This is a genomic window from Massilia consociata (assembly GCF_042432755.1).
Taxonomy (GTDB): domain Bacteria; phylum Pseudomonadota; class Gammaproteobacteria; order Burkholderiales; family Burkholderiaceae_D; genus Telluria; species Telluria consociata.
In genome coordinates this window covers 64,154-89,055 of the sequence record NZ_JBHLWP010000001.1, presented here as the reverse complement: position 1 = coordinate 89,055, position 24,902 = coordinate 64,154, and the positions used below count along the sequence as shown (strand labels likewise).

The following is a 24,902-nucleotide window of genomic DNA, read 5'->3' as shown; positions in this document are numbered from 1 at the left end:
AATCTGCCCGGCGTTCACTAACTCTTTCTGAGCATCATGATTTTTTCGAAAAAACACTCGCTGTACGAATCCGATCACACCAAGTTCATCAAGGAACTGAAGGCAAAGACGCCCGGCATGGAAGAGCGCCAGGTGGAAGGCCGCGCCCTGCTGTGGGACAAGGCCCCGCTGTCGCTGGACGAGCAGGAGCGCCTCAAGCAGTCGCGCCTGCGCCAGAACGCCTACCCGTACCAGACCAAGGTCTGAGCCAGGACGCGTCCCCATGCTGCCCGAGCAGGCCGAGCCGCATCTGGCGGATACATCGGCCGATCCCATGCAGGACGGGACGCCTCCAGTCCGGAAACCACCCCCCGATGATGCGCAGCTGAACGCGGCCGCCGATGCCGCCGAAGCGGCCATCGCACGCCTGTACGGCGAGCCGCTGACACGCCTGCCGAACGACCTGTACATCCCGCCGGATGCGCTCGAGGTGTTCCTCGACGCCTTCGAAGGTCCGCTCGACCTGCTGCTGTACCTGATCCGCAGGCAGAACTTCAACATCCTCGACATCCCGATGGCGCAGGTGACCCTGCAATACCTGGAATACGTCGAGCAGATCCGCCAGCGCAACCTGGAGCTGGCCGCCGAGTACCTGCTCATGGCGGCGATGCTGATCGAAATCAAGTCGAGAATGCTGCTTCCCAAGAGGCAGGACGACCTGATCGAAGACGTCGGCGACCCGCGCGCCGAGCTGGTGCGCCGCCTGCTGGAATACGAGCAGATCAAGGTGGCGGCCGTCGCCCTGGGCGCCATGCCGCAGGAAGGACGCGACTTCACGCGGCCCCAGCTGTTCGTCGAACAGGGCCTGGCGCCCGTATTGCCCGAGGTCGACCCATGGGACCTGCAGCGCGCCTGGCTCGACGTGATGCGGCGCGCGAAACTGACCCAGCACCACCGCATCAGCCGCCAGGAACTGTCGGTGCGCGAGCACATGTCCGCCATCCTGCGCACCCTGCAGTCGCAACGCTTCGTCGAATTCTCCGAACTTTTTGCGGGCCAGCACACGGTCCCGATAGTGGTTGTACACTTTGTCGCCATGCTCGAATTGGCAAAGGAAACCTTGATCGAGATCACGCAGGCCGAACCGTTCGCGCCGATCTACGTGCGACTGGCCTATTCCCCGGCTTGAAAGCCGGCTAATTTACTAGCACCACATACACATGAAAATCATCTCCTCCATCGACGAACTGCGCGACCAGCTGCGCGGACAACTGCGCACCGCCTTCGTGCCGACGATGGGTAACCTGCACGAGGGGCATCTCTCGCTGATGCGCCTGGCGCGCAGGCACGGCGACCCGGTGGTCGCCTCGATCTTCGTCAACCGCCTGCAGTTCGGCCCGAACGAGGATTTCGACAAGTACCCGCGCACCTTCCAGGCCGACGTCGAGAAGCTGGAGAAGGAAGGCGTCTACGTGCTGTTCGCGCCGACCGAGAAGGACATGTACCCGGAGCCGCAGGAATACCGTGTGCGCCCGCCGGACGGCCTCGGCAACACACTGGAAGGCGAGTTCCGTCCCGGCTTCTTCGATGGCGTGTGCACGGTCGTGACCAAGCTGTTCTCCTGCGTGCAGCCACGCGTGGCAGTGTTCGGCAAGAAGGATTACCAGCAGCTGATGATCATCCGGAACATGGCGCGCCAGTTCGCGCTGCCGACCGAGATCATCGGCGCCGAGACCTTCCGCGCCGACGATGGCCTGGCGCTGTCGTCGCGCAACGGCTACCTGTCGAGCGAGGAGCGCCTGGAGGCCCCGGCCCTGTTCCAGCAATTGAACCGCGTAGCCAGCGACATGCGCGCCGGCAAGCGCGACGTCGCCGGGCTCGAGCGCCAAGCCGTGGAAGCGCTGGCCGCGCGCGGCTGGCAGCCGGATTACGTGTCGATCCGCAAGCGTGCCGACCTGCAGGCCCCGGGCAGCGCCGACCTGGAAGCGGGCACGCCCCTGGTCGTGCTCGCGGCCGCCAAGCTCGGCAACACCCGCCTGATCGACAACCTCGAGATCTGAGGCGATAGCAAAACAACACGTCTGCTTGCGAAATTGCAACTTTGGGATGCCCGGATGTTATACTTGACCGTGCAGTAGTCGCTCATCCAGGCGACTAGGCCACCACTTAGGAACCGTCGTCGTGAACGCACCCGCCGCTCCCCTCATCCGCAAAGGCCCGCCCAAGGCGGCAGACGTCCTCAGCCGTATCGGCGACAAGGCCCAACCGCACGAAATGCGGGACCCGTTCGACATCGGCGAAGCGCTCACGGCGCTGTCGCTGTCGGGCGAACCCGTCACGGTTTATCAGGCAGGCAGCCTCGAGCCCCGGCTGGCGCGCATCGAGTCGGTGGATCCGGAACTGCCACATTTCGTGATCGACTTCAGCGGCAGCGATCGGCCCGCCCCGGGCAAGGCCGTCCTGGTGGCCTCCCTCGGCGGCAACGCCAAGCTGCAGTTCGAGCTCGACCAGGAATGGGACGCGCTGCCTGGCCACCCCCTGCACGTGGCGGCCGAGTTTCCGCCGTCCTGCCTGGTGCTGAACCGCCGCGCCGCGCGGCGCGTCGAGACACCGGTCGGCGTCAATTACATGGCCAGCTTCCGCGTGCAGGGCAAGCAGTACGAGCTCCCGCTGTACGATTTTTCGCAAGGCGGCGTCGGCATGCGCGCCACGCCCGAGGAAGTGTTCGGGCTGCGCGTGGGCAAGAAACTGGAAGCTGTGCGGCTGGAACTCGGGCCGAACCTGGTTCTCACGGCGGACCTCGAAATCAGGCTGCTGCGACCGTTCCGCACCTTCCTGCTCGGCGACCAGGTACAGGTGGGGTGCAGCTTCGCCAGTATTTCCATGCAGATGCAGGAGACGCTGGAGCGTTTCGTGACCAGTGCGCCGCGCGGCGCGGCACGCTGACCTTTTAGCTCAAGCCGCCACGCTCTGCGCCCACGCCAGCGCCGACAGGTGCGCCTTGTTCACCTCGAGCGGGCTGATGCCGAGCGAGGCGGCCAGCGACGCCACCAGGTTCGAATTGAGTTCGCAGGCCTCGGCCAGCGCCAGGTAGGGACCGTACCGGCCTTCGCGGCCAATCAGCGCCCTCACGACCTCTTCCGGCAGCGGAATGGTCTCCAGCACTTCCTGCATCGGCAGGCCCAGCAGGCGGTCGAGCAGCGAGAACATGCCCGCCACGAACAGCTGCTCCCCTTCCCCGCGCAAGGCCTGCTGCCCCAGCAGCTCGGCCAGGCGCCCGCGCACCACCGCCGTCTCCATCAGCACCGGCGAGTAGCCGCTCGTACTGGCCGTGGCCAGCAGCAGCACCAGCCAGCGGTACAGCGGCGCGTAGCCCATCAGGCCGATCGCCTGGCGCAGCGACTGCACTTCGCGCGCGGCGCCGAAGCCGGCGGAATTGATGTACCGCAGGAGCTTGTAGGTCAGCGCCGGATCGCGTTTGAGCACATTCTCGATCTTCGGCACGTCCTCGTTGTTCTGCACCATCTGCATCAGTTGCAGGATGATGCTCTGGGTCGGGTTCATGCCCTTGACCGGATTGCCGGGGCGCGGCGTCAGGTGCAGCTTGCCGACGAACGCATCCAGTCCCAGCGCCGCACAGGCGTCGAAATCGGCCCAGGTCGCCACCGGGCGGCCCACCATGCGCATCGCCGCATGCTTGGCGGCGGCATAGGTACGCGCCTGGGCGGCCACGTCGATGCCGGTGAACTGGACCTCGACGTAGGAAGCGTAGGGCGAAAGGTTGCGGCCCAGCAAGTTCAGGTCGGCCCCGCGGATCGACACGCCCACCCCACCCACGCGCACGGCCTGCACCGCCGAACGCACGGCCGGGTCGGTCAGCTTGCGGATGTGGAGGGTGAGGACGGTACGCTCCGGCGGCAGCGCATGCAAGGCATCGAGCGAGAGCATGGCCGGGACGGCGTCGAGGAACAGGATTTTCTCGCGCAGCAGCCAGCCGTGCTCGGCATGGTTGACGTGTTCGGCGACGAAGCCGACCAGGTCTTCCAGCTCCTGGTCGGTGGGAAGCTTGCCGTCGTTCTGCTGCCACGACAGCTCGTAGCCGATGACCCGTTGCTTCGGATCGAGCAGGGGTTCACGGACGATGAAATTTGTTTGGTGCATGTAGGCGCGGTGTGAAACGTGAAGCGAAGCGCACGACGCAAGGCGCGAAGCGCTGGGCCGGCATCGTGCCCTGCGGGCAGGCGGGGCCGGACCGGTGCGCCTTAAAAGCCGAGGCTGTCGAGCAGGTCGTCCACCTGGCCCTGGTCGGCCACGACTTCGCTCTTGCCTTCCGGGTTGATCTGGGGCCCGTTGAGCAGGCCGTTGTCGAGCTCGCGCTTGATCTCGCTCGGCGCGAAGTCGATCAGCACCTGCACCAGTTGCTGTTCGAGGTTCTGGGCGATGCCGGTGATGCGGCCGATCACCTGGCCGGTCAGGTCCTGGAAGTCCTGCGCCATCATGATGTCCATCAGCTGGGCGCGGGTCGCGACGGCGCCGGTGCGCGACTCGTCCAGGCCGGCAACGGTGCGCTGGGCCAGCGCACGCCAGTCGGCATCCGTAGCGCCATTGTCGAGCAGCACTTGCCAGGCCTTGGCGAGCTCGGCCGAGCGGGTTTCGATGGCATCCTGCACCGGGCCGGCGGCGTCGGTCGCATCCAGCACGCGCTTGGCGGCCTGTTCCGACAGGCGCGCCACGTAGTCGAGACGGTCCCGGGCATCCGGGATGTCGCTCGCCGCCTTCTCGATCAGCTTGTCGAGGCCGAGGCCGCGCAGGCTTTCGTGCAGCGCACGCGTCATGTGCCCGATCCGGCTCAGGACCTCCTCGTGGGGTGCCTGCAACTGCGCCTGGTCGGCAGTCTGCTCAAGCATCTCAGGCTCCGGCCTTGTCGAGTTTTTCGAAGATCTTGTTCAGTTTCTCGTCCAGGGTGGCGGCCGTGAACGGCTTGACCACGTAGCCGCTGGCGCCTGCCTGCGCAGCCGCGATGATGTTTTCCTTCTTGGCTTCGGCGGTCACCATCAGCACCGGCAGCTTGGCCAGCGCCGGATCGGCACGAATGTGCTGCAGCATGGTCAGGCCGTCCATGTTCGGCATGTTCCAGTCCGACACCACGAAATCGAAGGACTCGCTGCGCAACTTGGCCAGTGCCATCACGCCGTCTTCGGCTTCGTCAACGTTGGCATAACCCAGTTCCTTCAACAGATTCCGGACGATGCGGCGCATCGTCGAGAAATCGTCAACCACCAGAAAACGCATCTTTGGATCAGCCATGAATTACTCCGTTTGAATCTTGTACTTTGGTTAGTGGATGAGCGCTGAACGCTTACCTTCCCGAGCAAGCTCGCAATCAGCCTCAAGAATAGCATTTTTGTTGCCGTACGGCGATAAAATGGCAGCAATACGGGTGCATCCGGATCAAACACGCAACGCCCGGTTGCCTTGCGTTGCCAGATGTTCGAGCACCATGCGCGGCAGCGCCTGCAATGCACCGATTTCGTGCGCCGCTCCGAGCGCGATCGCCTCGCGCGGCATGCCGAACACGACGCAGCTCGCCTCGTCCTGGGCGAAATTGTGCGCTCCGGCATTGCGCATGTCCAGCATGCCGGCGGCGCCGTCCTTGCCCATGCCGGTCAGGATCACCCCGACGGCATTCTTGCCGGCCGCTGCCGCCGCGCTGCGAAACAGGACATCCACCGACGGCCGGTGCCGGTTGACCGGCGCGCTCTGTTCGATTTTCGTCATGTAGTTCGCGCCCGATCGCGCCAGCAGCAGGTGCGAATGCCCCGGCGCGATATAGGCGTGGCCCGGCAGCACGCGCTCGTTGCCCTGCGACTCGACCACGCTGATCCTGCACAGCGAATCGAGGCGCTTGGCGAACGAGGAGGTGAAGCCTTCGGGCATGTGCTGGGCGATCAGGATGCCCGGGCAGTCCGACGGCATCTGCATCAGGAACTCGCGGATGGCCTCGGTGCCGCCGGTCGAGGCGCCGATGATGATCAGCTTCTCCGACGAGATCAGGGGACTGCGCAGGGCCGACAGCTGCGGCGCCGGCGCCGCGCCCGGCACGGCGCGCTTGACGCGGGCACGGCTCGCGGCCCGGATCTTGTCTGCGATGAGTTCGGTGTACTCGCGCATGCCGGTCTGGATCGAGAGCTTCGGCTTGGTCACGAAGTCCACGGCGCCCAGTTCCAGCGCGCGCATCGTGATTTCCGAGCCGCGCTCGGTCAGCGACGACACCATCAGCACCGGCATCGGGCGCAGGCGCATCAGCCTTTCCAGGAAATCCAGTCCGTCCATCTTCGGCATCTCGACGTCGAGGGTCAGCACGTCCGGGTTGTGCCGCTTGATCAGTTCGCGCGCGACCAGCGGGTCCGGCGCCGTCGCCACCACTTCCATGTCGGGCTGGGAGTTGACGATTTCGCTCATCACGCTGCGGATCAGCGCGGAGTCGTCGACGATCAGTACCTTGATTGTCATGAGTCGTCCCTTTCAGTTCAGAACAAGTCGATGTCGCCGCCGACCGGTTCGACCTTGAGTCGTTTGGCGTAATCGAGCTCGCGTTTTGCCAGCGTATCGTTTTGGGTCTGCATCAGCTTCTTCACCAGCACCTTGCCGGTCTTCGGGAAGAAGTACACCTTGCGCGGATAGACATCGTTCAGGTCCGAGGCCAGCACCGGGATGCGCTCGGTCTTCAGGAAGTTCGTGACGAAGGCCGCATTGCGCTCGCCCACGTTCATCGCCGTGAATCCGCGCAGCACCGCGCCGCCGCCGAACACCTTGGCTTCCAGGTTCTCGCGCCGCGCGCCCGCCTTGAGCAGGTCGTTGATCAGGATCTCCATCGCGAAGCTCCCGTAGCGCATCGAGGCCGACACCGGGCCGCCGTCGGCGCCGTCGGGCAGCATGAAGTGGTTCATGCCGCCCAGGCCCGAGATGCGGTCGCGGATGCAGGCCGACACGCACGAGCCGAGCACGGTCACGATCAGCATGTTCTTGCCGGTGTAGTAGTACTCGCCCGGCAGGATCTTGGCCGCGTCGCAGTCGAAGGTGCGGTCGTAATAGACGTTGGTGGCAAACTGGTTGTTCATGGTCTCGCCGCTATCCGCGGCCCACCTTGTCGAGCTCGTACACGGTCTTGCCGCGCAGGCGCAGCGAGTCCGACACGTACAGGAAGTTTTCGGAATGCCCCGCGAACAGCAGGGCATGCGGCTTCATCAAGGGCACGAAGCGCGCCAGGATCCTGCGCTGCGTCTGCTTGTCGAAGTAGATCATCACGTTGCGGCAGAAGATGACGTCGAACTGCCCTTCCAGCTCCCAGGCCTCGGCCAGCAGGTTCAGCTGCCGGAAGCTCACCAGCTGGCGCAGCTCCGGCCGCACCCGCGCCATGCCTTCGTTGCCGCCCTTCCCCTTCTGGAAGAAGCGCTTCAGGCGCTCGTGACCGAGCTTGTCGACGCGCTCCATCGGGTACACCCCGTTGGCCGCCGTGGCCAGCACGTTGGTGTCGATGTCGGTCGCCACCACCTTCACCGGCGGCGTCAATGTGTCGAAGGCCTCGCAGGCCGTCATCGCGATCGAGTACGGCTCCTCCCCGGTGGAACTGGCCGAACACCAGATGGTGAGCGGCTGCCCGCCGCCCTGCCTGCGCCTGAGGGCCAGCAGATGCTCGGCCAGCAGCGGAAAGTGGTGCGCCTCGCGGAAGAACGAGGTCAGGTTGGTGGTCAGCGCATTGGTGAAGGCTTCCCATTCCGCGGCCATGCGGCCGCTTTCCAGCTCGTCGAGGTAGCGGGCGAAGGACTGGATGCCGGTGGCGCGCAGGCGCCGTGCCAGGCGGCTGTAGACCATTTCCTGCTTGCTGTCAGCCAGCGAGATGCCGGCACGCTCGTAGATCAGCGCGCGCACCCTTTCGAAATCACTGCGCGTGAAATCGAATTCCTTGACCGTGTCGGTTTTCTGCTGCGGCACGTGTTGCCTCTTCGTTGCTGTTGCTTTCTGTGTTGCTCGTGCCGGCCTTTCGTAGGGTGGCCGGCGAAGCGACCACCCTGCCGAATCATGCTGCCAGCTTGTCCATCAGGCCCATCTCGCTGGACGACATGAGCTTGTCGATGTCGACCAGGATCAGCATGCGCTCGTCCACGGTGCCCAGGCCGATCATGTAGTCCGAGTTGAACGCGGTGCCCATCTCCGGGGCCGGCTTGATCTGGTCCGGGGTGAGCGTGGTCACGTCCGAGACGCTGTCGACCACCATGCCCATGATGCGCCCGCCGATGTTCAGGATGATCACGACGGTGAACTGGTCGTACACCGGGGTGCCCAGGTTGAACTTGATGCGCATGTCCACCACCGGGATGATGATGCCACGCAGGTTGATCACGCCCTTGATGAATTCCGGTGCGTTGGCGATGCGGGTCACCGCTTCGTAGCCGCGGATCTCCTGCACCTTGAGGATGTCGATGCCATATTCTTCGGAGCCCAGCGTGAAGGCCAGGAATTCGTTGCCGGCGCCTTCGATGGCGCCATCGATCGGCTTGTTGTTCTGTACAGTAGACATGTTCGCGTCCTATTGCGTTTTAAAGATGATTAATCGACAGCGTCGTACGGAGGACGACGCCTCGTGTCAGTGAACGACGGCGTCGTCGAGCAGCTGGCGCGACGAGCGCACCAGCGCCGCCACGTCCAGGATCAGGGCGACGCCGCCGTCGCCCAGGATGGTGGCGCCCGAAATGCCGGCCACCTTGCGGTAATTCGCTTCGAGGTTCTTGACCACCACCTGCTGCTGGCCCACCAGCTCGTCCACGAACAGGGCGGCCTTCCTGCCCTCGGTCTCGAGGATCACGACGATGCCCTCGCTCGGCTCGGTGATGCGCGGGGTGATGTCGAACATCTGGTACAGGGGGATCAGCGGCAGGTACTCGCCGCGCACCTTCAGCACGCGCCCGCGGCCGGCGATGTCGCGGATGTCCTCGCGCGCCGGCTGCAGCGACTCGACGACGAAGGACAGCGGCAGGATGTAGACCTCTTCGCCGCTGCGGATCGACATGCCGTCCAGGATCGCCAGCGTCAGGGGAAGCGAGATCGAGATCGTGGTGCCGAAGCCGCGCGCCGAACGGATGTCGACGCTGCCGCCCATGGCCGTGATGTTGCGCTTGACGACATCCATGCCGACGCCGCGGCCCGACACGTCGGTCACCTGCTCGGCGGTGGAAAAGCCCGGTGCGAAGATCAGCTGCCAGACCTCCTCGTCGCTCATGTTGTCGCTCACCGCCAGGCCGTTCTGCGCCGCCTTGGCCAGGATGCGCTCGCGGTTCAGGCCTGCGCCGTCGTCGGACACTTCGATGACGATGTTGCCGCCCTGGTGTCCGGCCGACAGGAACAGGCGCCCCGCTTCCGACTTGCCGGCGGCCGCGCGCGCCGCCGGCATCTCGATGCCGTGGTCGATGCTGTTGCGCACCAGGTGGGTCAGCGGGTCGACGATGCGTTCGATCAGGCCCTTGTCCAGTTCGGTCGCGGCGCCGTTCGTGATGAAGTCGACCTTCTTGCCGAGCTTACTGGCCAGGTCGCGCACCATGCGCGGAAAGCGCGAGAACACGAAGTCCATCGGCATCATGCGGATCGACATCACGGCTTCCTGCAGCTCGCGCGTGTTGCGGCCCAGCTGGCTGATGGAGTTCAGCAGGCGCTCGTGCGCCATCGGGTCCAGGCCGCCGCTGCGCTGCTCGAGCATGGCGTTGGTGATCACCAGTTCGCCGATCAGGTTGATCAGCTGGTCCACCTTCTCCACCGAGACGCGGATCGACGAGGATTCCGCGCCCGGATCCTTCCTGGCCGCCTTTTTCTCGGCTGCCAGCTCCGACACCTCGACCGGATCGGGGCGCTGCACCGCGGCCGCCTGTGGAGGCGGCTCGCTGGTGATGCCGGCCGCCGCGCGGATCTGCTCGATCGGCTGGAAGAAGCCGTAGCCGCGCTCGTCGTCGGACAGGTCGTCCCCGGCCGCCGACGCCGGTTCCTCGTCCATGTCGAAGAAGCCCCAGCCCTGCTCGTCCTCGATGCGCTTGCGCTCGGCCGCCTCGATCGCCTTCTGTTCCGGGCTCAAGGGAGGCGCCTCGAAAATCTTCAGGTCTTCGGGATCGAGCACGAACGAGCAGATGGCGATGATGTCGTCCAGGCTCTCGTGCGTGGTGATGACGAGGGCGCTGCGGCCACCGTCGAGCGGCGTCACTTTCACGCGGCCCATCAGGCCGAGCTCGTCGACCAGCGCGCTGATGTCGCGCTGCTCCACGTGCGGCAGCTCGATCTTGTAGCGGTGCGCATTCTCAAGCGGGTGATGGACCTTCGGCTCGAGCGTCAGGTAGGACGGCGCCACCAGCGGCGCCTGCGGCACCAGGCCCTCGGCCAGGTCGTGCAGCACCATGCGCACGTTGGCCACCGCTTCCTGGTCGACGGCCGCGCCATGGCGGTGGCCGTCGAGCTGCATCTTGAGGCTGTCCTTGGCCGCCAGGAAGGCGTCCACGTGGTTCGCCGTCAGGGCCATCTCGCCCTTGCGGATGCGGTCCAGCAGCGACTCGAGCACATGCGTGACTTCGCTCATGTCGGTCAGGCCGAAGGTCGAGGCGCCGCCCTTGACCGAGTGGGCGGTGCGGAAGATCGCGTTCAGGTCTTCCGGGTCGGGCGAAGCGACATCGACGCCCAGCAGCAGCCGTTCCATTTCGGCGAGCAGTTCCTCTGCCTCGTCGAAAAAGACCTGGTAAAACTGGCTGATGTCGATCGTCATGATGTGGTTTCCTGAAATGCCCGCTGCGTCATCGGCTTACCCGATGACCTTTTTTACCACCTCGATGAGGCGCTGCGGGTCGAACGGCTTGACCAGCCAGCCGTTGGCGCCGGCGGCACGGCCCTTGGCCTTCATCTCGTCGGACGATTCGGTGGTCAGCATCAGGATCGGGGTCTTGGCGTAGTTCGGCAGCGTGCGCAGGGTCTTGATCAGCGCCAGGCCGTCCATGCGCGGCATGTTCTGGTCGGTCAGGACCAGGTCCACGCCCTGCTGCTTGGCCTTGTCGAGGCCATCCTGGCCGTCGACCGCTTCCACCACGTTGTAGCCAGCTGCCTTCAGGCTGAAGGCCACCATCTGGCGCAGCGAACTGGAATCGTCGACCGCGAGAATCGTTTTTGCCATGTTTTGCTCCTGCTGTTTTGGTCCGGACTGTGCCGGTTGAATGTTGATTGGCGCGCAGTATTGCGTAGTTGCGTATGTATTCCGTGGGGCAGCGGACTCAGAAGAGTTCGATGTCCCCGCTCTCGAGGTGATGCTGTTCGACCGACTTGCGCAGGATGGTGCGCAGTTCGAGCGACTGGATCGCCAGCGCCATGCTGACCTTGCCCAGGCGCTCGACGATTTCCTCGCTGTCCGTCTCCGGGGCGATGTCTGCGCCGTGTTCGCTGAGCGTGCCCAGGAATTCGCGCAGGCCGGCCACGCGGCGCAGCGTGCGGTCGATCAGCTGGCTGGTCATGTCCTGGAACTGCATGCTCGTGATCGCCGTGTTCACGTGCTGGCCGATCTCGCCCGACATGTCGGACAGGCGCGCGCTGTCTTCCGCGCTGGGCTTCTCGCCGGCCAGCAGGCGGTCGATGGCTTCCTGGCGTGCGCCGACGGCGCTATGGATGGCCATGAAGCTGCTGGTCAGCTTCTCGATGGCTTCCTCCAGCAGCAGTTCGGTCTGCAGCAGGTCGGTCTCGACCTCGTTGAGGTGACGGCGGCCATGGACGGCCACGCCCGACAGCAGGCGCTTCACATGCGATCCCAGTATCTTTTTTCTTGTCATTCGTTTCTCCAGACCGGCTGTTTGCTGACCGCTGAATCCGTTCCACCGGCGGCGGTCATCGTGGCCCGCGCTGCCGCTTCGGGTTGCTGCGCCGGCACCTCGAGGCTGGCGGCGTCGCGCTGGACGGCCTGCTCGGTGTGCTTGTTCATGACGATGATGCTGATGCGCCGGTTGATCGGGTTGAACGGATCCTGGCGGTCGAGGTGGGCGGCCGAGGCCAGGCCCACCACGCGCAGCACCTTGTCGTCCGCCAGTCCGCCGCGCACCAGTTCGCGCCGCGACGCGTTGGCGCGGTCGGCCGACAGTTCCCAGTTGCTGTAGCCGGCGTGGCTGAAATACGGGGTGGCGTCCGTATGGCCCGACAGGCCGATCTTGTTCGGCACTTCGTTCAGCACCATGCCGATGATGTTCAGGATCTCGCGGGTATAGGGCTGCAGCTCGGCCCGCGCCAGCGCGAACATCGGGCGGTTCTGCTCGTCCACGATCTGGATGCGCAGGCCTTCGCTGGTGATGTCGAGCAGCAGCTGGTTCTTGTATTTCTTGAGCAGCGGGTTGACCTCGATGATCGACTCGATCTTCGCCTTGAGCGACTCCAGGCGCTCGGCCTCGGCGCGCGCCACCTGGGCCTTGGCGGCCTCCAGGTTGTAGGTCTTCGAGCTCGGGTCGGTGTCGCCCTTCTTGACCTGGCCGTTGCGGCGGGTCAGGTCGGTGCCGCCGCCCTTGATCACCGACGACGAGTCGCCCGCGCCCGAGCCGCCCGCCATCGCCACCTTCAGCGGCGTCTTGAAGTATTCGGAGATGCCTTCCAGGTCGCCCTTTGCAGTCGAACCGAGCAGCCACATGAGCAGGAAGAACGCCATCATCGCGGTCACGAAGTCGGCGTACGCGATCTTCCACGCGCCGCCATGATGGCCGCCCTGCACCTTCTTGATGCGCTTGACGACGATCGGACGCATGCCTTCGTCAGCCATGCTCCCCCCGTGCGCTCGGTTGCGTGTTCGTCATGTGGATCGAGAAAAGCGGCATTGCTGCTTACTTCTTCTTCTTGATGTGCTCTTCGAGCTCGGCAAAGGACGGGCGCTCGGTCGAGTACAGCACCTTGCGGCCGAACTCGACGGCCAGCGCCGGCGCGTAGCCGTTCAGGCTCGCCAGCAGCGTCACCTTCACGCACTGGAACATCTTGGTCGACTCTTCCAGCTTCTGTTCGAGCACGCTCGCCAAGGGGGACACGAAGGCATAGGCCAGCAGGATGCCGAGGAAGGTGCCGACCAGCGCCTTGGCGATCAGGATGCCCAGCTCGGCCGGGGGCAGGCCCACCGACTCCATCGTGTGGACCACGCCCATCACCGCCGCCACGATACCGAAGGCCGGCAGGCCGTCGCCCACCTTGGCGATCACGTGGGCCGGAATCGCGCCCTCGTGGTGGTGGGTCTCGATCTCGTTGTCCATCAGGTTTTCGATCTGGAGCGCGTCCATGTTCCCCGACACCATCAGGCGCAGGTAGTCGGTCATGAACTCGACGATGTGGTGGTCGGCCAGGACTGCCGGATACTTCGAGAACAGGGGCGAGGCTTCCGGCGCCTCGATGTCGCCTTCGATCGACATCAGGCCTTCCTTGCGCACTTTCGACAGCACGTCGAACTGCAGCGCCATCAGCTCCATGTACATATCCTTGGTGTACTGCGAACCCTTGAAAATGCCCGGGAAAGCCTTCGCGGTGGCCTTGACCGACTTCATGGTGTTACCGACAAAGAAGGCGCCGACGGCGGCGCCGCCGATCATCAGGAGTTCGATCGGTTGCCACAACGATGCCAGGTGGCCGCCGGCAAGGGCGAAGCCGCCGAACACGCAGGCACAGACGACGATGTAACCGATAATGACTAACAAGGGAATTCCGCTCCAGAGGGCCGGGACCGATGGTCCGGCAATCCTCAAATTAAGTGATTTCAGGCAAAGTTGACGCAGGGAACCACTCTAGCGGGAGAATGGCCTACGGGCAAGTAAAAAGGCCCGCCGCAGCCCGGTTTGTCGCCTAAAAGTGCCAGATGTAGAGGGCCGGGCCGCCCATTGTGGGATAGACGGTACGGTCCGGTAGACGCGCGTCAATGACGAATTCATAACTCACGAGCAGCGCGCCAGGACGCATTTCGCGCACCGCCTTTTGCCACAGGGCGTCCATCGCCGCCGGCGACAGGTAGGCAAACACCAGGTCGTACCCGGCAAAGTCGAGTTTGTCGTAATCGCCGCGGATGAAGCGCGCCCTGCTGCCGCCAAGGGCCGCGCGCAGCCGGCTCACCAGCCAGGGCAGCGGTGCCAGCTCGATGCCGGTTGCCTCGATGCCGGGACGCCGCGCCAGGTCGAGCACCATACCGCCCAGGCCGCTGCCGATGTCGATCACGCGCACCGTGCCGGCGTGCGGCAGCAGGCCGGCCACCGCATGCCATACGGCGCGGCCGGACGGATAGTACGGCACCTGGGTGCGATAGGTGGACCAGTACAGGACCAGCAGGAACAGGAAGGCGGCGAGGAAGACCGGCGGCGGGACCGCCAGCTGGCTTGCCCCGAACAGCGCCAGGGGGAACAGCAACTGGATGAGGCGCCACCAGCTCGCCAGGCCGCGCCACCAGGTCAGGCCAGCGGCGATGGCGCCCTGGAGGCCTGCAACGGCGAGGTAGGACATTGGCACGCCCGCAGTGGCGAGCAGCCATGTGGCAACGAGCGTCAGGGGAAAGGCGGCAACCTGCAGCAGCAGCGCCGCGACCGCGGGCTTCACGCAGGGCGGGCAGGCTTCCTGCCCGCGCGTTCGAGTATCGCCCAGGGGGATGCGGCGCGTCCATGTCCGAGCTGGCTGGACGCGTGGGCGGCAAAGCCGCCCGCCCTACGGAAATCCACGCTCACTCGCCCCGGCCGGCGGCGGCATTAGCGGCATCAGCGGCATCGGCGGCTTCCTTGGCGTCCTTCGCCTTGCGCGTCTTGCCCGCGCGCGAAGGCATGTGGCACAGGCCGCACAGGTAGTCCGCATTCAGGTCGAGCGCATTGACGACGTACTTGCCCTTGCACTTGCCGCAGGGCGCCAGCACCAGCATGCCGCTCTGGAAGAAGCGCACCAGCGTCCAGGCGCGCGTCAGCGACAGCAGCGGCTCTTCGCCCGGCGCGGGCGGCATCTGCTCGAGGTAGAGCTGGTAGGCCTTCATCACCGCCTGGATGCCGGTGGCGCCGGCATGCTCGACCAGGAACTCATGGATATTGATGAACAGCGAGGAGTGGATATTCGGTTGCCAGGTCAGGAACCAGTCGGTCGAGAACGGCAGCATGCCCTTGGGCGGAGAGACGCCCTTGAGTTCCTTGTAGAGCTTGAGCAGGCGTTCGCGCGACAGCGAGACTTCGGTTTCGAGCAACTGGAGGCGGGCTCCCAGGTTGATCAGTTCGATCGCAAGCTGGATTTCCTGCGCTTCCGAAACGACGCTTTTCTTGCTCATGTGCTGCTCCCGCTGGGTATTACTGGATGAGCGATCCCGACGGGACCGCGTTCAGCGGGATTTTATACGATCTCTTCGACCGGCTGGCCAGCCATCAGGATGGCGGCGTGCGATTGGGCCAGGCTGCGATCCTTGGTGTGGCTGGTGAGCATCGACAGGATGGCGGTATCGTCGAAGCGGAAGCGGGCCAGCATCATGTTGCCACTTGCGAGCTTGAGGATCTGGGCATTGCTCATGCCTTCGATCAGGTCGGCGATGTCGGCCGAGATACCGAGACGAAAGATAGCGGTCACCTTGTCGGCGCGGATCATCTGCTGGGCCAGCATCAGGTAGCTCAGGTTCGCGTCGCGGATTTCAGCCATCATGTCGTTCATCGTCATTTCTATCTCTCCGTATCCGTTGTTGTCGGCGCTCGCTGTTGCCTCAGCTTGCCGCAAGTGATGTTGCCGTTGAGATAGATTCTGACCGTGAGGAAACTTTTTAGGTATTGGACAAAGTCTGTATTTTTCGTCCGCGAATGACGGACATGACCCGTAGGAGTTTGTCTGACAAACCCTGCTGGATCACTCTGGCGCCCCTATGAAAAACGGAGGCGTGGGAGGTGCCGCGAAGCGGCCTGATTGTGGTGGCTGACGGTGTTGCTGTCGTGCACTTGATACGGTTTACGTCAAGCTTTGGAAGAACTTGAGGGTTTTCGCAAACTATTTTTTGCAACCTCGAACTACCGTGCCCAACTCTTTAACGGACCGCCTCGCGGGAACTTTAGGCTTTTTGAAAAATATTTTTCGAAACCTTTTCCGCGCTTCTGGTTGGGGTAACGGCAGGGTTCGCAGGAACTTGAGGGCTGATTGAGAATTTTTTTAAAAAATTTTGCGAACATTCCGAAAACCCGAAAACATTATCTGCAAGCCAACAAAACGGGGCGGCGGACACCGGAACTTGCTACACTGCGAGGCTGGGAGTTACTTCAAGCCTCAACCATCCGCACAAGGCAAGCATGGAATCTTTACGACTCTGGGACATCAGCCCGACGATCTCGGCTGCCATTCCGGTCTGGCCGGGCGATACGCCCTTCGAGGCCGCCCCGACCTGGGAGATCAAGGACGGCTGCCCGGTCCGCGTCAGCCGGATGACGATGACGACCCACCTCGGCGCCCATACCGATGCCCCCAGCCATTACGACCCGCAAGGCCGGACCATCGACCAGGTCGACCTGCGCCCCTACATCGGGCCCTGCCGCGTGATCCACTGCGTGGGCGCGGCAAGCGTCGAGCCGGCGCACCTGGAAGGCAAGCTGGACGCGGCGCCGCCCCGGGTGCTGCTGCGTACCTACGCCAGCGCCCCGCAACACGCATGGGACCCGGCCTTCCCGGCCATCGCGCCGGCAGCCATCGAACTGCTGGCCAGCCGCGGCGTGGTCCTGGTCGGCACCGACGCCCCCTCGCTCGACCCGCAGGATTCAAAGACGCTCGACGCCCACCACGCCGTGCGCGCCGCGGGCATGGCCATCCTGGAGGGCATCGTGCTGGACGAGGTGCCCGAGGGCGACTACGAGCTGGTCGCCCTGCCCCTGAAATTCGCCGGGATGGACGCCAGCCCGGTACGCGCCGTGTTGCGTGAATGCGCGCGCGCCCTGCCAGACAAGGAAACCGCATGACTACCCACATCACCCGCGACGCCTGCGTGGCGCGCGACGAGCGCGATCCCCTGCGCCCGCTGCGCAAGCGCTTCGACCTGCCGCCCGGCGTCATCTACCTCGACGGCAATTCGCTGGGCGCGCGCCCGAAGGCGGCCCTGGCCCGCGCCCAGGACGTCGTGGCCCGCGAATGGGGCCACGACCTGATCAAGAGCTGGAACACGGCCGGCTGGTTCGACATGCCCAAGCGCCTCGGCAACCGCCTGGCGCCGCTGATCGGGGCGCGGGACGGCGAAGTCGTCGTCACCGATACCACCTCGCTCAACCTGTTCAAGGCCCTGGCCGCCGCACTGCACCTGCAGGCCGGCGGCCCGGGCGCCGGGCGCCGCACCATCGTCACCGAGCGCAGCAACTTCCCGACCGACATCTACATGGCCGAAGGCCTGGCGCAGTGGCTGCAGCAGGGCTACCGGGTGCGCCTCGTGGACTCGGTGGAAGAGATCCCGGCCGCTGTCGATGCCGACTGCGCCGTGCTGATGCTCACCCACGTCAACTACCGCACCGGCTATCAGCACGACATGGCCTCGCTGACGCGCCATGCGCACGCCAGCGGGGCACTGGCGGTGTGGGACCTGGCCCACTCAGCCGGCGCGGTGCCGCTCGACCTGCACGCCGCGGAAGCCGACTTCGCGGTCGGCTGCACCTATAAATACCTGAACGGCGGGCCGGGTGCCCCGGCCTTCATCTGGGTGCCGCAGCGCCACCAGGCCGCTTTCGCCCATCCGCTGACGGGCTGGTGGAGCCATGCGAAGCCGTTCGCGATGTCGCACGGTTTCGCCGCCTGCGAGGGCATCGGGCGCGCGCTGTGCGGCACCCAGCCGGTGGTATCGCTGGCGCTGGTCGAGTGCGGGCTGGAGGTGTTCGAAGCAACCACGATGGCCGCGATCCGGGAGAAATCGCTGGCGCTGACCGACCTGTTCATCGAGCTGGTCGAGGCGACCTGCGCGGGGCATCCGCTCGGGCTGGTCACGCCGCGCGAACATGCGCGCCGCGGCAGCCAGGCCAGCTTCACCCATCCGCACGGCTACGCCGTGATGCAGGCGCTGATCGCGCGCGGCGTGATCGGCGACTACCGCGAACCGGAGATCATGCGCTTCGGCTTCACGCCGCTGTACACCAGCTTTGCCGACGTCTGGGATGCGGTCGCGATCCTGAAGGACATCCTGGACCGCGGGGCCTTCGATGCGGCGCTCGAACGCAGCGCAGTGACGTAAGAGAATGCCATGAACGACAAGCTCACGACCAAGCCGGCCGAATGGCACGGCGCCAAGCTGGACTTCAAGGAGTCCATGAGCTACGGCGACTACCTGGGCCTGGACCGGATCCTCTCGGCCCAGCACCCGCTCTCGCCCAACCACAACGAGATGCTGTTCATCATCCAGCACCAGACCAGCGAGTTGTGGATCAAGCTGATGCTGCACGAACTGCACGCCGTGCGCCGCCATATACGCGAGGACAACCTGCCGCCGGCCTTCAAGATGCTGGCGCGGGTCGCCCGCATCATGGACCAGCTGGTGCACGCCTGGGACGTGCTGGCGACGATGACCCCGCCGGAGTACACCGCGATCCGCCCCTACCTGGGCGCCTCGTCGGGCTTCCAGAGCTTCCAGTACCGCGAGCTGGAATTCATCCTCGGGAACAAGAACCCGAACCTGCTCGCGGTGCACGAGAAGTCGCCCGAGGCCCATGCCATCCTCGCGCGCGAGCTGCACGCGCCTTCAGTGTACGACGAGGCCGTGATGCTGCTGGCGCGCAGCGGCTTTCCGATTGCGCCGGAACGGCTCAAGGCCGATCCGACCCGGCCGACCCAGGCCGACGAAAGCGTCAAGGTCGCCTGGCTGGGCGTCTATGGCGACACCGAGCACCACTGGGCGCTGTACGAGCTGGCCGAAAAGCTGGTGGACCTGGAGACGGCCTTCCGCTTCTGGCGCTTCCGTCACGTGACCACGGTCGAGCGCATCATCGGCTTCAAGCAAGGCACCGGCGGCACCTCGGGCGCCAGCTACCTGCGCAAGATGCTGGACGTCGTGCTGTTCCCGGAACTGTTCGCGCTGCGCACCGCCCTGTGAGCCAGGGCACTGCCGCCGTCACGCTTGCAGGCGCCTGAAGCCGGGGGCGCTTTCGACGTACAATCGGCGTGACATCCTTACACGGCGGAGGCGCGATGAAGTGCGACGTACTGATCCTGGCAGGCCTGTGGAATTCCGGTCCCGATCACTGGCAGTCCCGGTGGCACGAGCGCCATCCGCACTGGACCAAGGCCCAGCACCGCGATTGGAACTGCCCGGACCGCGACGAATGGGTGGCCGAGCTGGATGCCGCCATTGCCGGTTGCCGGGGCGCGCCGATCCTGGTCGCGCACAGCCTGGGCTGCATGCTGGCGGTGCAGTGGGCGGCCAGCGGCTCTCCCCTGAAGGTGGCCGGCGCCTTCCTGGTCGCCCCCAGCGACGTCGAGGCGCCGAGCTATCCGGTGCCGGCCAACAGCTTCGCGCCGGTGCCGCTCGCGCCGCTGCCCTTCCCCAGCCTGGTGGTCGCGAGCGGCAACGATCCCTTCGTCTCGCCCGAGCGCGTCGCCGCCTTCGCGGCCGGCTGGGGCAGCCGCCTGGTGCACATCGGCGACGCCGGCCACGTGAACCCGGATTCCGGCCATGGCCCTTGGCCCGAGGGCGAGCGCCTGCTGCAGGAATTCTGCGACGGGATCGCGGGCTGACAAGGGCATGAGCGCCGCGCTGCCGCCACGCCCCGCGGGCTCGGGTGCGCCATGACCGTGCTGACGAGCGCGCGCCTGCGCCTGGAGCCGATGTGCCTCGCCCACTACGACGGCCTGCGCATGCTGAACGCCGACCCGCTGGTCATGCGCTTCATCAGCGGCCGGCCCGAGACACCCGAGGAGACCCTGGCCGTCATCGCGCGCGTGCAGGGGCGTTGGGAAAAGTTCGGTCATTCGTGGTGGAGCTTCATCGAATTGGAGACCGGTGAACTGGTCGGCGCCGGCTGCATCCAGCATCTCGGCCACGACCCGGCCAACGAGCACGAAATCGGCTGGCGCCTGCGCCCGGACCGCTGGGGACGCGGTTATGCGACGGAAGCGGCGCGCCGCATGGCTTGCTTTGCCTTCGACGACTTGGCAGCCCCTTCGCTGGTGGCGATCTGTCATCCCGCGAACACGGATTCGGCCGGGGTCATGCGGCGGCTCGGCATGCGTTACCGGGGCGAAGAGACCTGGCATGCGCAACATGTCTCGGCGTACGAGATGCGGGCACGGGATTTCGCATGAAGACTTACCACGGCAGCTGCCATTGCGGCAGCGTCCGGTTCGAAGCGGACATCGACCTGTCTGCCGGCACCATCAAGTGCAACTGCACCGTCTGCACCAAGATGCGCTTCTGGGCAGCCCAGGTGCCCTCGTCGTCATTCCGCCTGCTCGGCGGTAGTGAGAGCCTGCGCGAATACCGCTACCATACGCGCAAGGATGCCCACTACTTCTGCGGCAACTGCGGCATCAACACCTTCTCGACCGGCACCTCGCTCGCGCTCGGCGCCTTCCATGCGGTGGTGCTGGCCTGCCTCGATGACCTGCCGCTTGATGAACTGCTGGCCGCCCCGGTCCGCCACCTCGACGGCCGCAACGACAACTGGTTACCCCGCCCGCCGAAACCCGTCACCTTTGATGGAGACGGGAACCGTAGGGTGGGCGGCTGTACCCTGGAGTTCGATCAGCAAGTAACATCAGCGCCGCCCACGCGTTCAACCCAGGGATGCGGACCATTGACGCGCTTCGATATGCGAGCCCAGGTTGAACGCGTGGGCGGCAGAAAAGCTGCAGGCTGGGCACATGTTCAGGTGGAGCCGCCCACCCTACGAACAACGGGTGCATATGAAAAACCGGGGCACAGGGCCCCGGTCGGTGTACGGCTGATCAAGAAAGGCGCTTACTTTGCCGTCGCCAGCAGCATCTCGTTCAGGCGCTTGACAAAACTGGCCGGGTCGCTCAGGCTGCCGCCTTCGGCCAGCAAGGCCTGGTCGAACAGGATGTGCGACCAGTCGCCGAAGCGCTGGCCTTGCGCGTCTTCGTACTTCAGGCGCTGCACCAGCGGGTGGTTCGGGTTGATCTCGAGGATCGGCTTCGATTCCGGGGCGCTCTGGCCGGCCGCCTTCAGCATGCGCAGCAGGTTGCCCGACAGCTCGTTCTCGTCCGCCACCAGGCAGGCCGGCGAATCGGTCAGGCGCCAGGTCACGCGCACGTCCTTGGCCTTCTCGCCCAGCGCGCTTTTCATCTTCTCGACCAGGTCCTTGTAGCCGGATTCAAGCTCGGCGTGCTCCTTCTTTTCCGTCTCGTCCTCCAGGCCGCCCAGGTCCAGGCCGCCCTTGGCCACCGACACCAGCTCCTTGCCGTCGAACTCGTTCAGGAAGGACAGCATCCATTCGTCGACGCGGTCGGTCAGCAGCAGCACTTCGACGCCTTTCTTGCGGAAGATCTCCAGGTGCGGGCTGTTCTTCGCGGCGTTGTAGCTGTCGGCGGTGACGTAGTAGATCTTGTCCTGGCCTTCCTTCATGCGCTTGACATACTCTTCGAACGACACGGTCTGGTCGGACGAGTCGTTTGCGGTCGAGGCGAAGCGCAACAGCTTGGCGATGCGGTCCTTGTTGGTGGCGTCCTCGCCGATGCCTTCCTTGAGCACCTGCCCGAACTCCTTCCAGAAGGTCGCATATTTATCCTTGCCGGCCTGCTCTTCCGAGTTGGCCATTTCCTCCAGCATGCCCAGCACGCGCTTGGTCGAGCCTTCGCGGATCACGCGCACGTCGCGCGACTCCTGCAGGATCTCGCGCGAGACGTTCAGTGGCAGGTCTGCCGAATCGATCACGCCCTTGATGAAGCGCAGGTAGGTCGGCATCAGCTGCTCGGCGTCGTCCATGATGAACACGCGCTTGACGTACAGCTTGATGCCGGCGCGCTTGTTGCGGTCCCACAGGTCGAACGGCGCATGGCTCGGCACATACAGCAGCTGGGTGTACTCGCTGCGGCCTTCGACGCGGTTGTGGGTGTAGGCCAGCGGGTCCTGGAAGTCGTGCGAGACGTGCTTGTAGAACTCGTTGTACTGCTCTTCCGTGATGTCGCTCTTCGAGCGTGCCCACAGCGCGCTGGCCTGGTTGACGGTCTCGAACTCGTCCTTCAGGACGGTGGCCTTCTTCTCCTCGTCCCACTCTTCCTTCTGCATCACGATCGGCAGCGAGATGTGGTCCGAGTACTTGCGGATGATCGACTTCAGCTTCCACGACGACAGCAGCTCTTCCTCGCCGGCGCGCAGGTGCAGGATCACGTCGGTGCCGCGGCCCGTCTTCTCGATCGATTCGATGCTGTAGTCGCCCTCGCCGGTGGACTCCCAGCGCACGCCTTCCGAGGCGAAGGCGCCGGCGCGGCGGGTATTGACGATGACCTTCTCGGCCACGATGAAGGCCGAGTAGAAGCCCACGCCGAACTGGCCGATCAGGGCCGCATCCTGCTGCTGGTCGCCCGACAGCTTGCTGAAGAATTCCTTGGTGCCCGACTTGGCGATGGTTCCCAGGTGCGAGATGACTTCGTCACGGCTCATGCCGATGCCGTTGTCCGAGATCGTGATGGTGCGCGCATCCTTGTCGAACGCGACCTTGATTTTCAGTTCATGGTCGTTGCCGTACAAGGCGTCGTTGTTGATCGCCTCGAAGCGCAGCTTGTCGGCCGCGTCGGACGCGTTCGAAATCAGTTCGCGCAGGAAGATCTCCTTGTTCGAGTACAAGGAGTGGATCATGAGTTGCAACAGCTGTTTTACTTCTGCCTGGAAGCCAAGGGTCTCTTTTTCGGCGACTGCCATCTTATTCCTCGTGGTAAGTCAGGTTAAAGGTTACGCAAAAAGCGGATTGCAGCAATATTGGGACAGCAACAAGCATTTCAAGCCCCTCAATTCACACCGGCAATGTTGTGAATAGTTCAATCAATCAGCCCGGCATCTTACAGTAAACGTCCGCGCCGTGGCTGGCTGGACGTACAATACCGGCTTCTTTCACCAACGGTTCAAGAAGCCATAACAACCATGTCCGTCTACGATAAACTCAAAGAACTGAACATCACCCTGGCCGCGCCGGCCACCCCGGCCGCCGCCTACGTCATGTACGTACAGACCGGCAACCTCGTGTTCATCTCGGGCCACATCGCCAAGAACGCCGACGGTTCGCCGAACGCCGGCATCCTCGGCCGCGACAAGAGCACCGCGGACGGCCAGGCCGCCGCACGATCGGTCGCCATCGACCTGATCGGCACCCTGCAGGAAGCCGTGGGCGGCGACCTGAACCGCGTCAAGCGCATCGTCAAGGTGATGAGCCTGGTCGCCTCGACCCCGGAATACAACGAGCAGCACCTGGTCACCAACGGCTGCTCGGAACTGATCGGCGAAGTGTTCGGCGAAGCCGGCAAGCACGCCCGCTCGGCCTTCGGCGTCGCCTCGCTGCCGCGCGGCACCTGCGTCGAGATCGAGATGATCGCCGAAGTCGCCTGAGTTGCCTGAGCCGCAGTCGATTCGTCGCACCATTGCAGTAACGTCGCGGGCTGGGCTCACCCGGCCCGGCCCGTCCCTGAAGCCGCCTACCCGGCGTGCTTTATAATGGCCCGGCACTACCCGTGCGGTCCCTTCCTGTGAGTCTGTGAGAACAGTATGAAAATCGAGAATCCAAACCCCATCCAGTGGCAGTTTTCGGAACGCGCGCAGCAGCTGCAAAGCTCGTTCATCCGCGAAATCCTGAAGATCACCCAGCGTCCGGAGATCATCTCCTTCGCGGGCGGCCTGCCGTCGCCAGCCACCTTCCCGGTCGAGCGCATGCGAGCCGCTTACGACAAGGTGCTGGTTGATGCCGGTAAAGTCGCGCTGCAGTACGGCCCGACCGACGGCTACGCCCCGCTGCGGGAATGGATCGCCAACTCGCTCTCCACGGAAGGTAGCCGCATCCTGCCGGAACAGATCCTGATGACCTCGGGCTCGCAGCAGGCGCTCGACCTGCTGGGCAAGGTCCTGATCGACGAAGGCAGCCGCGTGCTGGTCGAGACCCCGAGCTACCTCGGCGCCCTGCAGGCGTTCTCGGTCTACCGTCCTGAATTCAAGTCGGTCGATACCGACGAACACGGCCTGGTCCCAAGCTCGATCGCCGGCGTGGCGCAAGGCGCGCGCCTGCTGTACTCGCTGCCGAACTTCCAGAACCCGACCGGTCGATCGTTGTCGGTCGAACGTCGTCAGGAGTTGGTGGAAACCTGCGCCCGTTTCGGCCTGCCGCTGATCGAGGACGATCCGTACGGCGCGCTGTCTTACCGCGGCGAGCCGATGCCGAAGATGGTGGCCATGAACCCGGACGGCGTCATCTACATGGGTTCGTTCTCGAAAGTGCTGACCCCGGGCATCCGCCTCGGCTATGTCTGCGCCCCGCTGCCGCTGGTGCGCCGCCTCGAGCTGGCCAAGCAGGCGGCCGACCTGCACACCGCCCAGCTGACCCAGATGGTCGTGCACGAAGTGGTCAAGGACGGCTTCCTCGACCAGCACATCCCGACCATCCGCCAGCTGTACGGCGACCAGTGCCAGGTGATGCTGGACGCGATGGCCGAGCACTTCCCGAGCGGCGTCACCTGGACCAAGCCGGAAGGCGGCATGTTCATCTGGGTGACCCTGCCGAAGAGCATCGACGCGATGAAACTGCTGGACCAGTCGCTGGCCGCGCGCGTGGCCTTCGTGCCGGGCTCGCCGTTCTACGCCAACGACCCGGCCACCAACACGCTGCGCCTGTCCTTCGTCACCGTGCCGCCGGAACGCATCCGCGAAGGCATCGCGATCCTGGGCAAGCTGATCGCCGACATGCTGTAAATACGGCAGGCGGCCC

27 protein-coding genes and 1 pseudogene are annotated in these 24,902 nt (G+C 64.9%); 12 read left to right on the top strand and 16 right to left on the bottom strand.

Going from position 1 to position 24,902, the window contains the following annotated elements; genetic code table 11:
* Nucleotides 1-36 precede the first annotated feature (36 nt).
* From ACFFJK_RS00385 to ACFFJK_RS00370, 4 genes are all read left to right on the top strand, one after another.
* Complete coding sequence (locus tag ACFFJK_RS00385; RefSeq protein ID WP_379677097.1) at nucleotides 37-246, top strand: DUF3460 family protein; 210 nt, start codon at nucleotides 37-39, stop codon at nucleotides 244-246.
* A 67-nt stretch (nucleotides 247-313) separates the two neighbouring features.
* The gene (locus tag ACFFJK_RS00380) at nucleotides 314-1,168 is read left to right on the top strand and encodes a segregation and condensation protein A (RefSeq protein ID WP_379677317.1); all 855 of its coding nucleotides are present in this window, start codon (nucleotides 314-316) and stop codon (nucleotides 1,166-1,168) included.
* Between the two features lie 31 nt (nucleotides 1,169-1,199).
* Nucleotides 1,200-2,039 carry a pantoate--beta-alanine ligase gene (panC, locus tag ACFFJK_RS00375; protein WP_379677096.1) on the top strand — a complete coding sequence of 280 codons (840 nt, stop codon included), beginning with the start codon at nucleotides 1,200-1,202 and terminating at the stop codon, nucleotides 2,037-2,039.
* 121 nt (nucleotides 2,040-2,160) lie between these two features.
* Nucleotides 2,161-2,925: a flagellar brake protein gene (locus ACFFJK_RS00370; RefSeq protein WP_379677095.1), complete on the top strand. Its 765-nt coding sequence runs from the start codon at nucleotides 2,161-2,163 to the stop codon at nucleotides 2,923-2,925.
* A gap of 9 nt (nucleotides 2,926-2,934) precedes the next feature.
* On the opposite strand, the gene ACFFJK_RS00365 is transcribed toward ACFFJK_RS00370, so the two are convergent.
* From ACFFJK_RS00365 to flhD, 15 genes are all read right to left on the bottom strand, one after another.
* Entirely contained in the window at nucleotides 2,935-4,140 is a 1,206-nt protein-coding gene (locus ACFFJK_RS00365) for an EAL and HDOD domain-containing protein (RefSeq protein WP_379677094.1), read from the bottom strand.
* 101 nt (nucleotides 4,141-4,241) lie between these two features.
* The gene (cheZ, locus tag ACFFJK_RS00360) at nucleotides 4,242-4,886 is read right to left on the bottom strand and encodes a protein phosphatase CheZ (protein ID WP_379677093.1); all 645 of its coding nucleotides are present in this window, start codon (nucleotides 4,884-4,886) and stop codon (nucleotides 4,242-4,244) included.
* Nucleotide 4,887: 1 nt separating this feature from the next.
* Entirely contained in the window at nucleotides 4,888-5,286 is a 399-nt protein-coding gene (gene cheY, locus ACFFJK_RS00355) for a chemotaxis response regulator CheY (RefSeq protein ID WP_183558083.1), read from the bottom strand.
* 144 nt (nucleotides 5,287-5,430) lie between these two features.
* Nucleotides 5,431-6,492, bottom strand: coding sequence for a protein-glutamate methylesterase/protein-glutamine glutaminase (locus ACFFJK_RS00350; RefSeq protein ID WP_379677092.1), 1,062 nt, complete (start codon nucleotides 6,490-6,492; stop codon nucleotides 5,431-5,433).
* 17 nt (nucleotides 6,493-6,509) lie between these two features.
* Nucleotides 6,510-7,100, bottom strand: a complete 591-nt coding sequence (gene cheD, locus ACFFJK_RS00345) for a chemoreceptor glutamine deamidase CheD (protein WP_379677091.1) — start codon at nucleotides 7,098-7,100, stop codon at nucleotides 6,510-6,512.
* Nucleotides 7,101-7,110: 10 nt separating this feature from the next.
* Nucleotides 7,111-7,974 (bottom strand): CheR family methyltransferase, encoded by an 864-nt coding sequence (locus ACFFJK_RS00340; protein WP_379677090.1) that lies wholly within the window; start codon nucleotides 7,972-7,974, stop codon nucleotides 7,111-7,113.
* Nucleotides 7,975-8,059: 85 nt separating this feature from the next.
* The gene (locus ACFFJK_RS00335; protein WP_379677089.1) at nucleotides 8,060-8,560 is read right to left on the bottom strand and encodes a chemotaxis protein CheW; all 501 of its coding nucleotides are present in this window, start codon (nucleotides 8,558-8,560) and stop codon (nucleotides 8,060-8,062) included.
* A gap of 66 nt (nucleotides 8,561-8,626) precedes the next feature.
* Nucleotides 8,627-10,780, bottom strand: a complete 2,154-nt coding sequence (cheA, locus tag ACFFJK_RS00330) for a chemotaxis protein CheA (RefSeq protein ID WP_379677088.1) — start codon at nucleotides 10,778-10,780, stop codon at nucleotides 8,627-8,629.
* A 36-nt stretch (nucleotides 10,781-10,816) separates the two neighbouring features.
* A complete protein-coding gene (locus ACFFJK_RS00325; RefSeq protein WP_379677087.1) occupies nucleotides 10,817-11,182 on the bottom strand; it encodes a response regulator in 366 nt (121 codons plus the stop codon).
* A gap of 97 nt (nucleotides 11,183-11,279) precedes the next feature.
* Nucleotides 11,280-11,828, bottom strand: a complete 549-nt coding sequence (locus tag ACFFJK_RS00320) for a chemotaxis protein (protein ID WP_379677086.1) — start codon at nucleotides 11,826-11,828, stop codon at nucleotides 11,280-11,282.
* Nucleotides 11,825-12,799 carry a flagellar motor protein MotB gene (gene motB, locus ACFFJK_RS00315; RefSeq protein WP_379677085.1) on the bottom strand — a complete coding sequence of 325 codons (975 nt, stop codon included), beginning with the start codon at nucleotides 12,797-12,799 and terminating at the stop codon, nucleotides 11,825-11,827. The genes ACFFJK_RS00320 and motB overlap by 4 nt, the downstream gene beginning before the upstream one ends.
* A gap of 61 nt (nucleotides 12,800-12,860) precedes the next feature.
* Nucleotides 12,861-13,715 carry a flagellar motor stator protein MotA gene (gene motA, locus ACFFJK_RS00310; protein WP_379677084.1) on the bottom strand — a complete coding sequence of 285 codons (855 nt, stop codon included), beginning with the start codon at nucleotides 13,713-13,715 and terminating at the stop codon, nucleotides 12,861-12,863.
* 145 nt (nucleotides 13,716-13,860) lie between these two features.
* Complete coding sequence (locus ACFFJK_RS00305; RefSeq protein WP_379677083.1) at nucleotides 13,861-14,601, bottom strand: class I SAM-dependent methyltransferase; 741 nt, start codon at nucleotides 14,599-14,601, stop codon at nucleotides 13,861-13,863.
* A 121-nt stretch (nucleotides 14,602-14,722) separates the two neighbouring features.
* Nucleotides 14,723-15,307, bottom strand: a complete 585-nt coding sequence (flhC, locus tag ACFFJK_RS00300; RefSeq protein WP_379677082.1) for a flagellar transcriptional regulator FlhC — start codon at nucleotides 15,305-15,307, stop codon at nucleotides 14,723-14,725.
* A gap of 62 nt (nucleotides 15,308-15,369) precedes the next feature.
* Complete coding sequence (gene flhD, locus ACFFJK_RS00295; protein ID WP_379677081.1) at nucleotides 15,370-15,687, bottom strand: flagellar transcriptional regulator FlhD; 318 nt, start codon at nucleotides 15,685-15,687, stop codon at nucleotides 15,370-15,372.
* Between the two features lie 617 nt (nucleotides 15,688-16,304).
* Between flhD and kynB the strand changes: the two genes are divergently transcribed.
* From kynB to ACFFJK_RS00265, 6 genes and pseudogenes are all read left to right on the top strand, one after another.
* A complete protein-coding gene (kynB, locus tag ACFFJK_RS00290; RefSeq protein WP_379677080.1) occupies nucleotides 16,305-16,964 on the top strand; it encodes an arylformamidase in 660 nt (219 codons plus the stop codon).
* On the top strand, nucleotides 16,961-18,217 hold the full coding sequence (gene kynU, locus ACFFJK_RS00285; protein ID WP_379677079.1) for a kynureninase: 1,257 nt from the start codon (nucleotides 16,961-16,963) through the stop codon (nucleotides 18,215-18,217). Before kynB ends, kynU begins: the two co-directional genes overlap by 4 nt.
* A 9-nt stretch (nucleotides 18,218-18,226) precedes the next feature.
* Nucleotides 18,227-19,072 carry a tryptophan 2,3-dioxygenase gene (gene kynA / locus ACFFJK_RS00280; RefSeq protein ID WP_379677078.1) on the top strand — a complete coding sequence of 282 codons (846 nt, stop codon included), beginning with the start codon at nucleotides 18,227-18,229 and terminating at the stop codon, nucleotides 19,070-19,072.
* Nucleotides 19,073-19,167: 95 nt separating this feature from the next.
* Entirely contained in the window at nucleotides 19,168-19,713 is a 546-nt protein-coding gene (locus ACFFJK_RS00275; protein WP_379677077.1) for an RBBP9/YdeN family alpha/beta hydrolase, read from the top strand.
* Nucleotides 19,714-19,764: 51 nt separating this feature from the next.
* A complete protein-coding gene (locus ACFFJK_RS00270; protein WP_379677076.1) occupies nucleotides 19,765-20,280 on the top strand; it encodes a GNAT family N-acetyltransferase in 516 nt (171 codons plus the stop codon).
* Nucleotides 20,277-20,519: pseudogene (locus ACFFJK_RS00265) on the top strand (GFA family protein); the annotation flags it as partial. The gene ACFFJK_RS00270 and the pseudogene ACFFJK_RS00265, both read left to right, overlap by 4 nt.
* A 416-nt stretch (nucleotides 20,520-20,935) precedes the next feature.
* Here ACFFJK_RS00265 and htpG read toward each other — a convergent pair.
* Nucleotides 20,936-22,855 carry a molecular chaperone HtpG gene (htpG, locus tag ACFFJK_RS00260; protein ID WP_379677075.1) on the bottom strand — a complete coding sequence of 640 codons (1,920 nt, stop codon included), beginning with the start codon at nucleotides 22,853-22,855 and terminating at the stop codon, nucleotides 20,936-20,938.
* A 219-nt stretch (nucleotides 22,856-23,074) separates the two neighbouring features.
* Here htpG and ACFFJK_RS00255 point away from each other — a divergent pair, with 219 nt between their 5' ends.
* Nucleotides 23,075-23,536 carry a RidA family protein gene (locus tag ACFFJK_RS00255; RefSeq protein ID WP_379677074.1) on the top strand — a complete coding sequence of 154 codons (462 nt, stop codon included), beginning with the start codon at nucleotides 23,075-23,077 and terminating at the stop codon, nucleotides 23,534-23,536.
* Nucleotides 23,537-23,692: 156 nt separating this feature from the next.
* Nucleotides 23,693-24,886, top strand: coding sequence for an aminotransferase-like domain-containing protein (locus tag ACFFJK_RS00250; RefSeq protein WP_379677073.1), 1,194 nt, complete (start codon nucleotides 23,693-23,695; stop codon nucleotides 24,884-24,886).
* The last annotated feature ends 16 nt before the right edge of the window (nucleotides 24,887-24,902 follow it).

Coding starts and splice junctions, on each gene's coding strand:
- cheY (WP_183558083.1), bottom strand. CDS start 5,286: ATGGCTGATCCAAAGATGCGTTTTCTGGTGGTTGACGATTTCTCGACG.
- ACFFJK_RS00350 (WP_379677092.1), bottom strand. CDS start 6,492: ATGACAATCAAGGTACTGATCGTCGACGACTCCGCGCTGATCCGCAGC.
- ACFFJK_RS00365 (WP_379677094.1), bottom strand. CDS start 4,140: ATGCACCAAACAAATTTCATCGTCCGTGAACCCCTGCTCGATCCGAAG.
- kynU (WP_379677079.1), top strand. CDS start 16,961: ATGACTACCCACATCACCCGCGACGCCTGCGTGGCGCGCGACGAGCGC.
- ACFFJK_RS00275 (WP_379677077.1), top strand. CDS start 19,168: ATGAAGTGCGACGTACTGATCCTGGCAGGCCTGTGGAATTCCGGTCCC.
- htpG (WP_379677075.1), bottom strand. CDS start 22,855: ATGGCAGTCGCCGAAAAAGAGACCCTTGGCTTCCAGGCAGAAGTAAAA.
- panC (WP_379677096.1), top strand. CDS start 1,200: ATGAAAATCATCTCCTCCATCGACGAACTGCGCGACCAGCTGCGCGGA.
- ACFFJK_RS00255 (WP_379677074.1), top strand. CDS start 23,075: ATGTCCGTCTACGATAAACTCAAAGAACTGAACATCACCCTGGCCGCG.
- flhC (WP_379677082.1), bottom strand. CDS start 15,307: ATGAGCAAGAAAAGCGTCGTTTCGGAAGCGCAGGAAATCCAGCTTGCG.
- ACFFJK_RS00380 (WP_379677317.1), top strand. CDS start 314: ATGCAGGACGGGACGCCTCCAGTCCGGAAACCACCCCCCGATGATGCG.
- kynA (WP_379677078.1), top strand. CDS start 18,227: ATGAACGACAAGCTCACGACCAAGCCGGCCGAATGGCACGGCGCCAAG.
- ACFFJK_RS00325 (WP_379677087.1), bottom strand. CDS start 11,182: ATGGCAAAAACGATTCTCGCGGTCGACGATTCCAGTTCGCTGCGCCAG.
- flhD (WP_379677081.1), bottom strand. CDS start 15,687: ATGACGATGAACGACATGATGGCTGAAATCCGCGACGCGAACCTGAGC.
- cheA (WP_379677088.1), bottom strand. CDS start 10,780: ATGACGATCGACATCAGCCAGTTTTACCAGGTCTTTTTCGACGAGGCA.
- cheZ (WP_379677093.1), bottom strand. CDS start 4,886: ATGCTTGAGCAGACTGCCGACCAGGCGCAGTTGCAGGCACCCCACGAG.
- ACFFJK_RS00385 (WP_379677097.1), top strand. CDS start 37: ATGATTTTTTCGAAAAAACACTCGCTGTACGAATCCGATCACACCAAG.
- motB (WP_379677085.1), bottom strand. CDS start 12,799: ATGGCTGACGAAGGCATGCGTCCGATCGTCGTCAAGCGCATCAAGAAG.
- ACFFJK_RS00335 (WP_379677089.1), bottom strand. CDS start 8,560: ATGTCTACTGTACAGAACAACAAGCCGATCGATGGCGCCATCGAAGGC.
- cheD (WP_379677091.1), bottom strand. CDS start 7,100: ATGAACAACCAGTTTGCCACCAACGTCTATTACGACCGCACCTTCGAC.
- ACFFJK_RS00250 (WP_379677073.1), top strand. CDS start 23,693: ATGAAAATCGAGAATCCAAACCCCATCCAGTGGCAGTTTTCGGAACGC.
- kynB (WP_379677080.1), top strand. CDS start 16,305: ATGGAATCTTTACGACTCTGGGACATCAGCCCGACGATCTCGGCTGCC.
- ACFFJK_RS00320 (WP_379677086.1), bottom strand. CDS start 11,828: ATGACAAGAAAAAAGATACTGGGATCGCATGTGAAGCGCCTGCTGTCG.
- ACFFJK_RS00270 (WP_379677076.1), top strand. CDS start 19,765: ATGACCGTGCTGACGAGCGCGCGCCTGCGCCTGGAGCCGATGTGCCTC.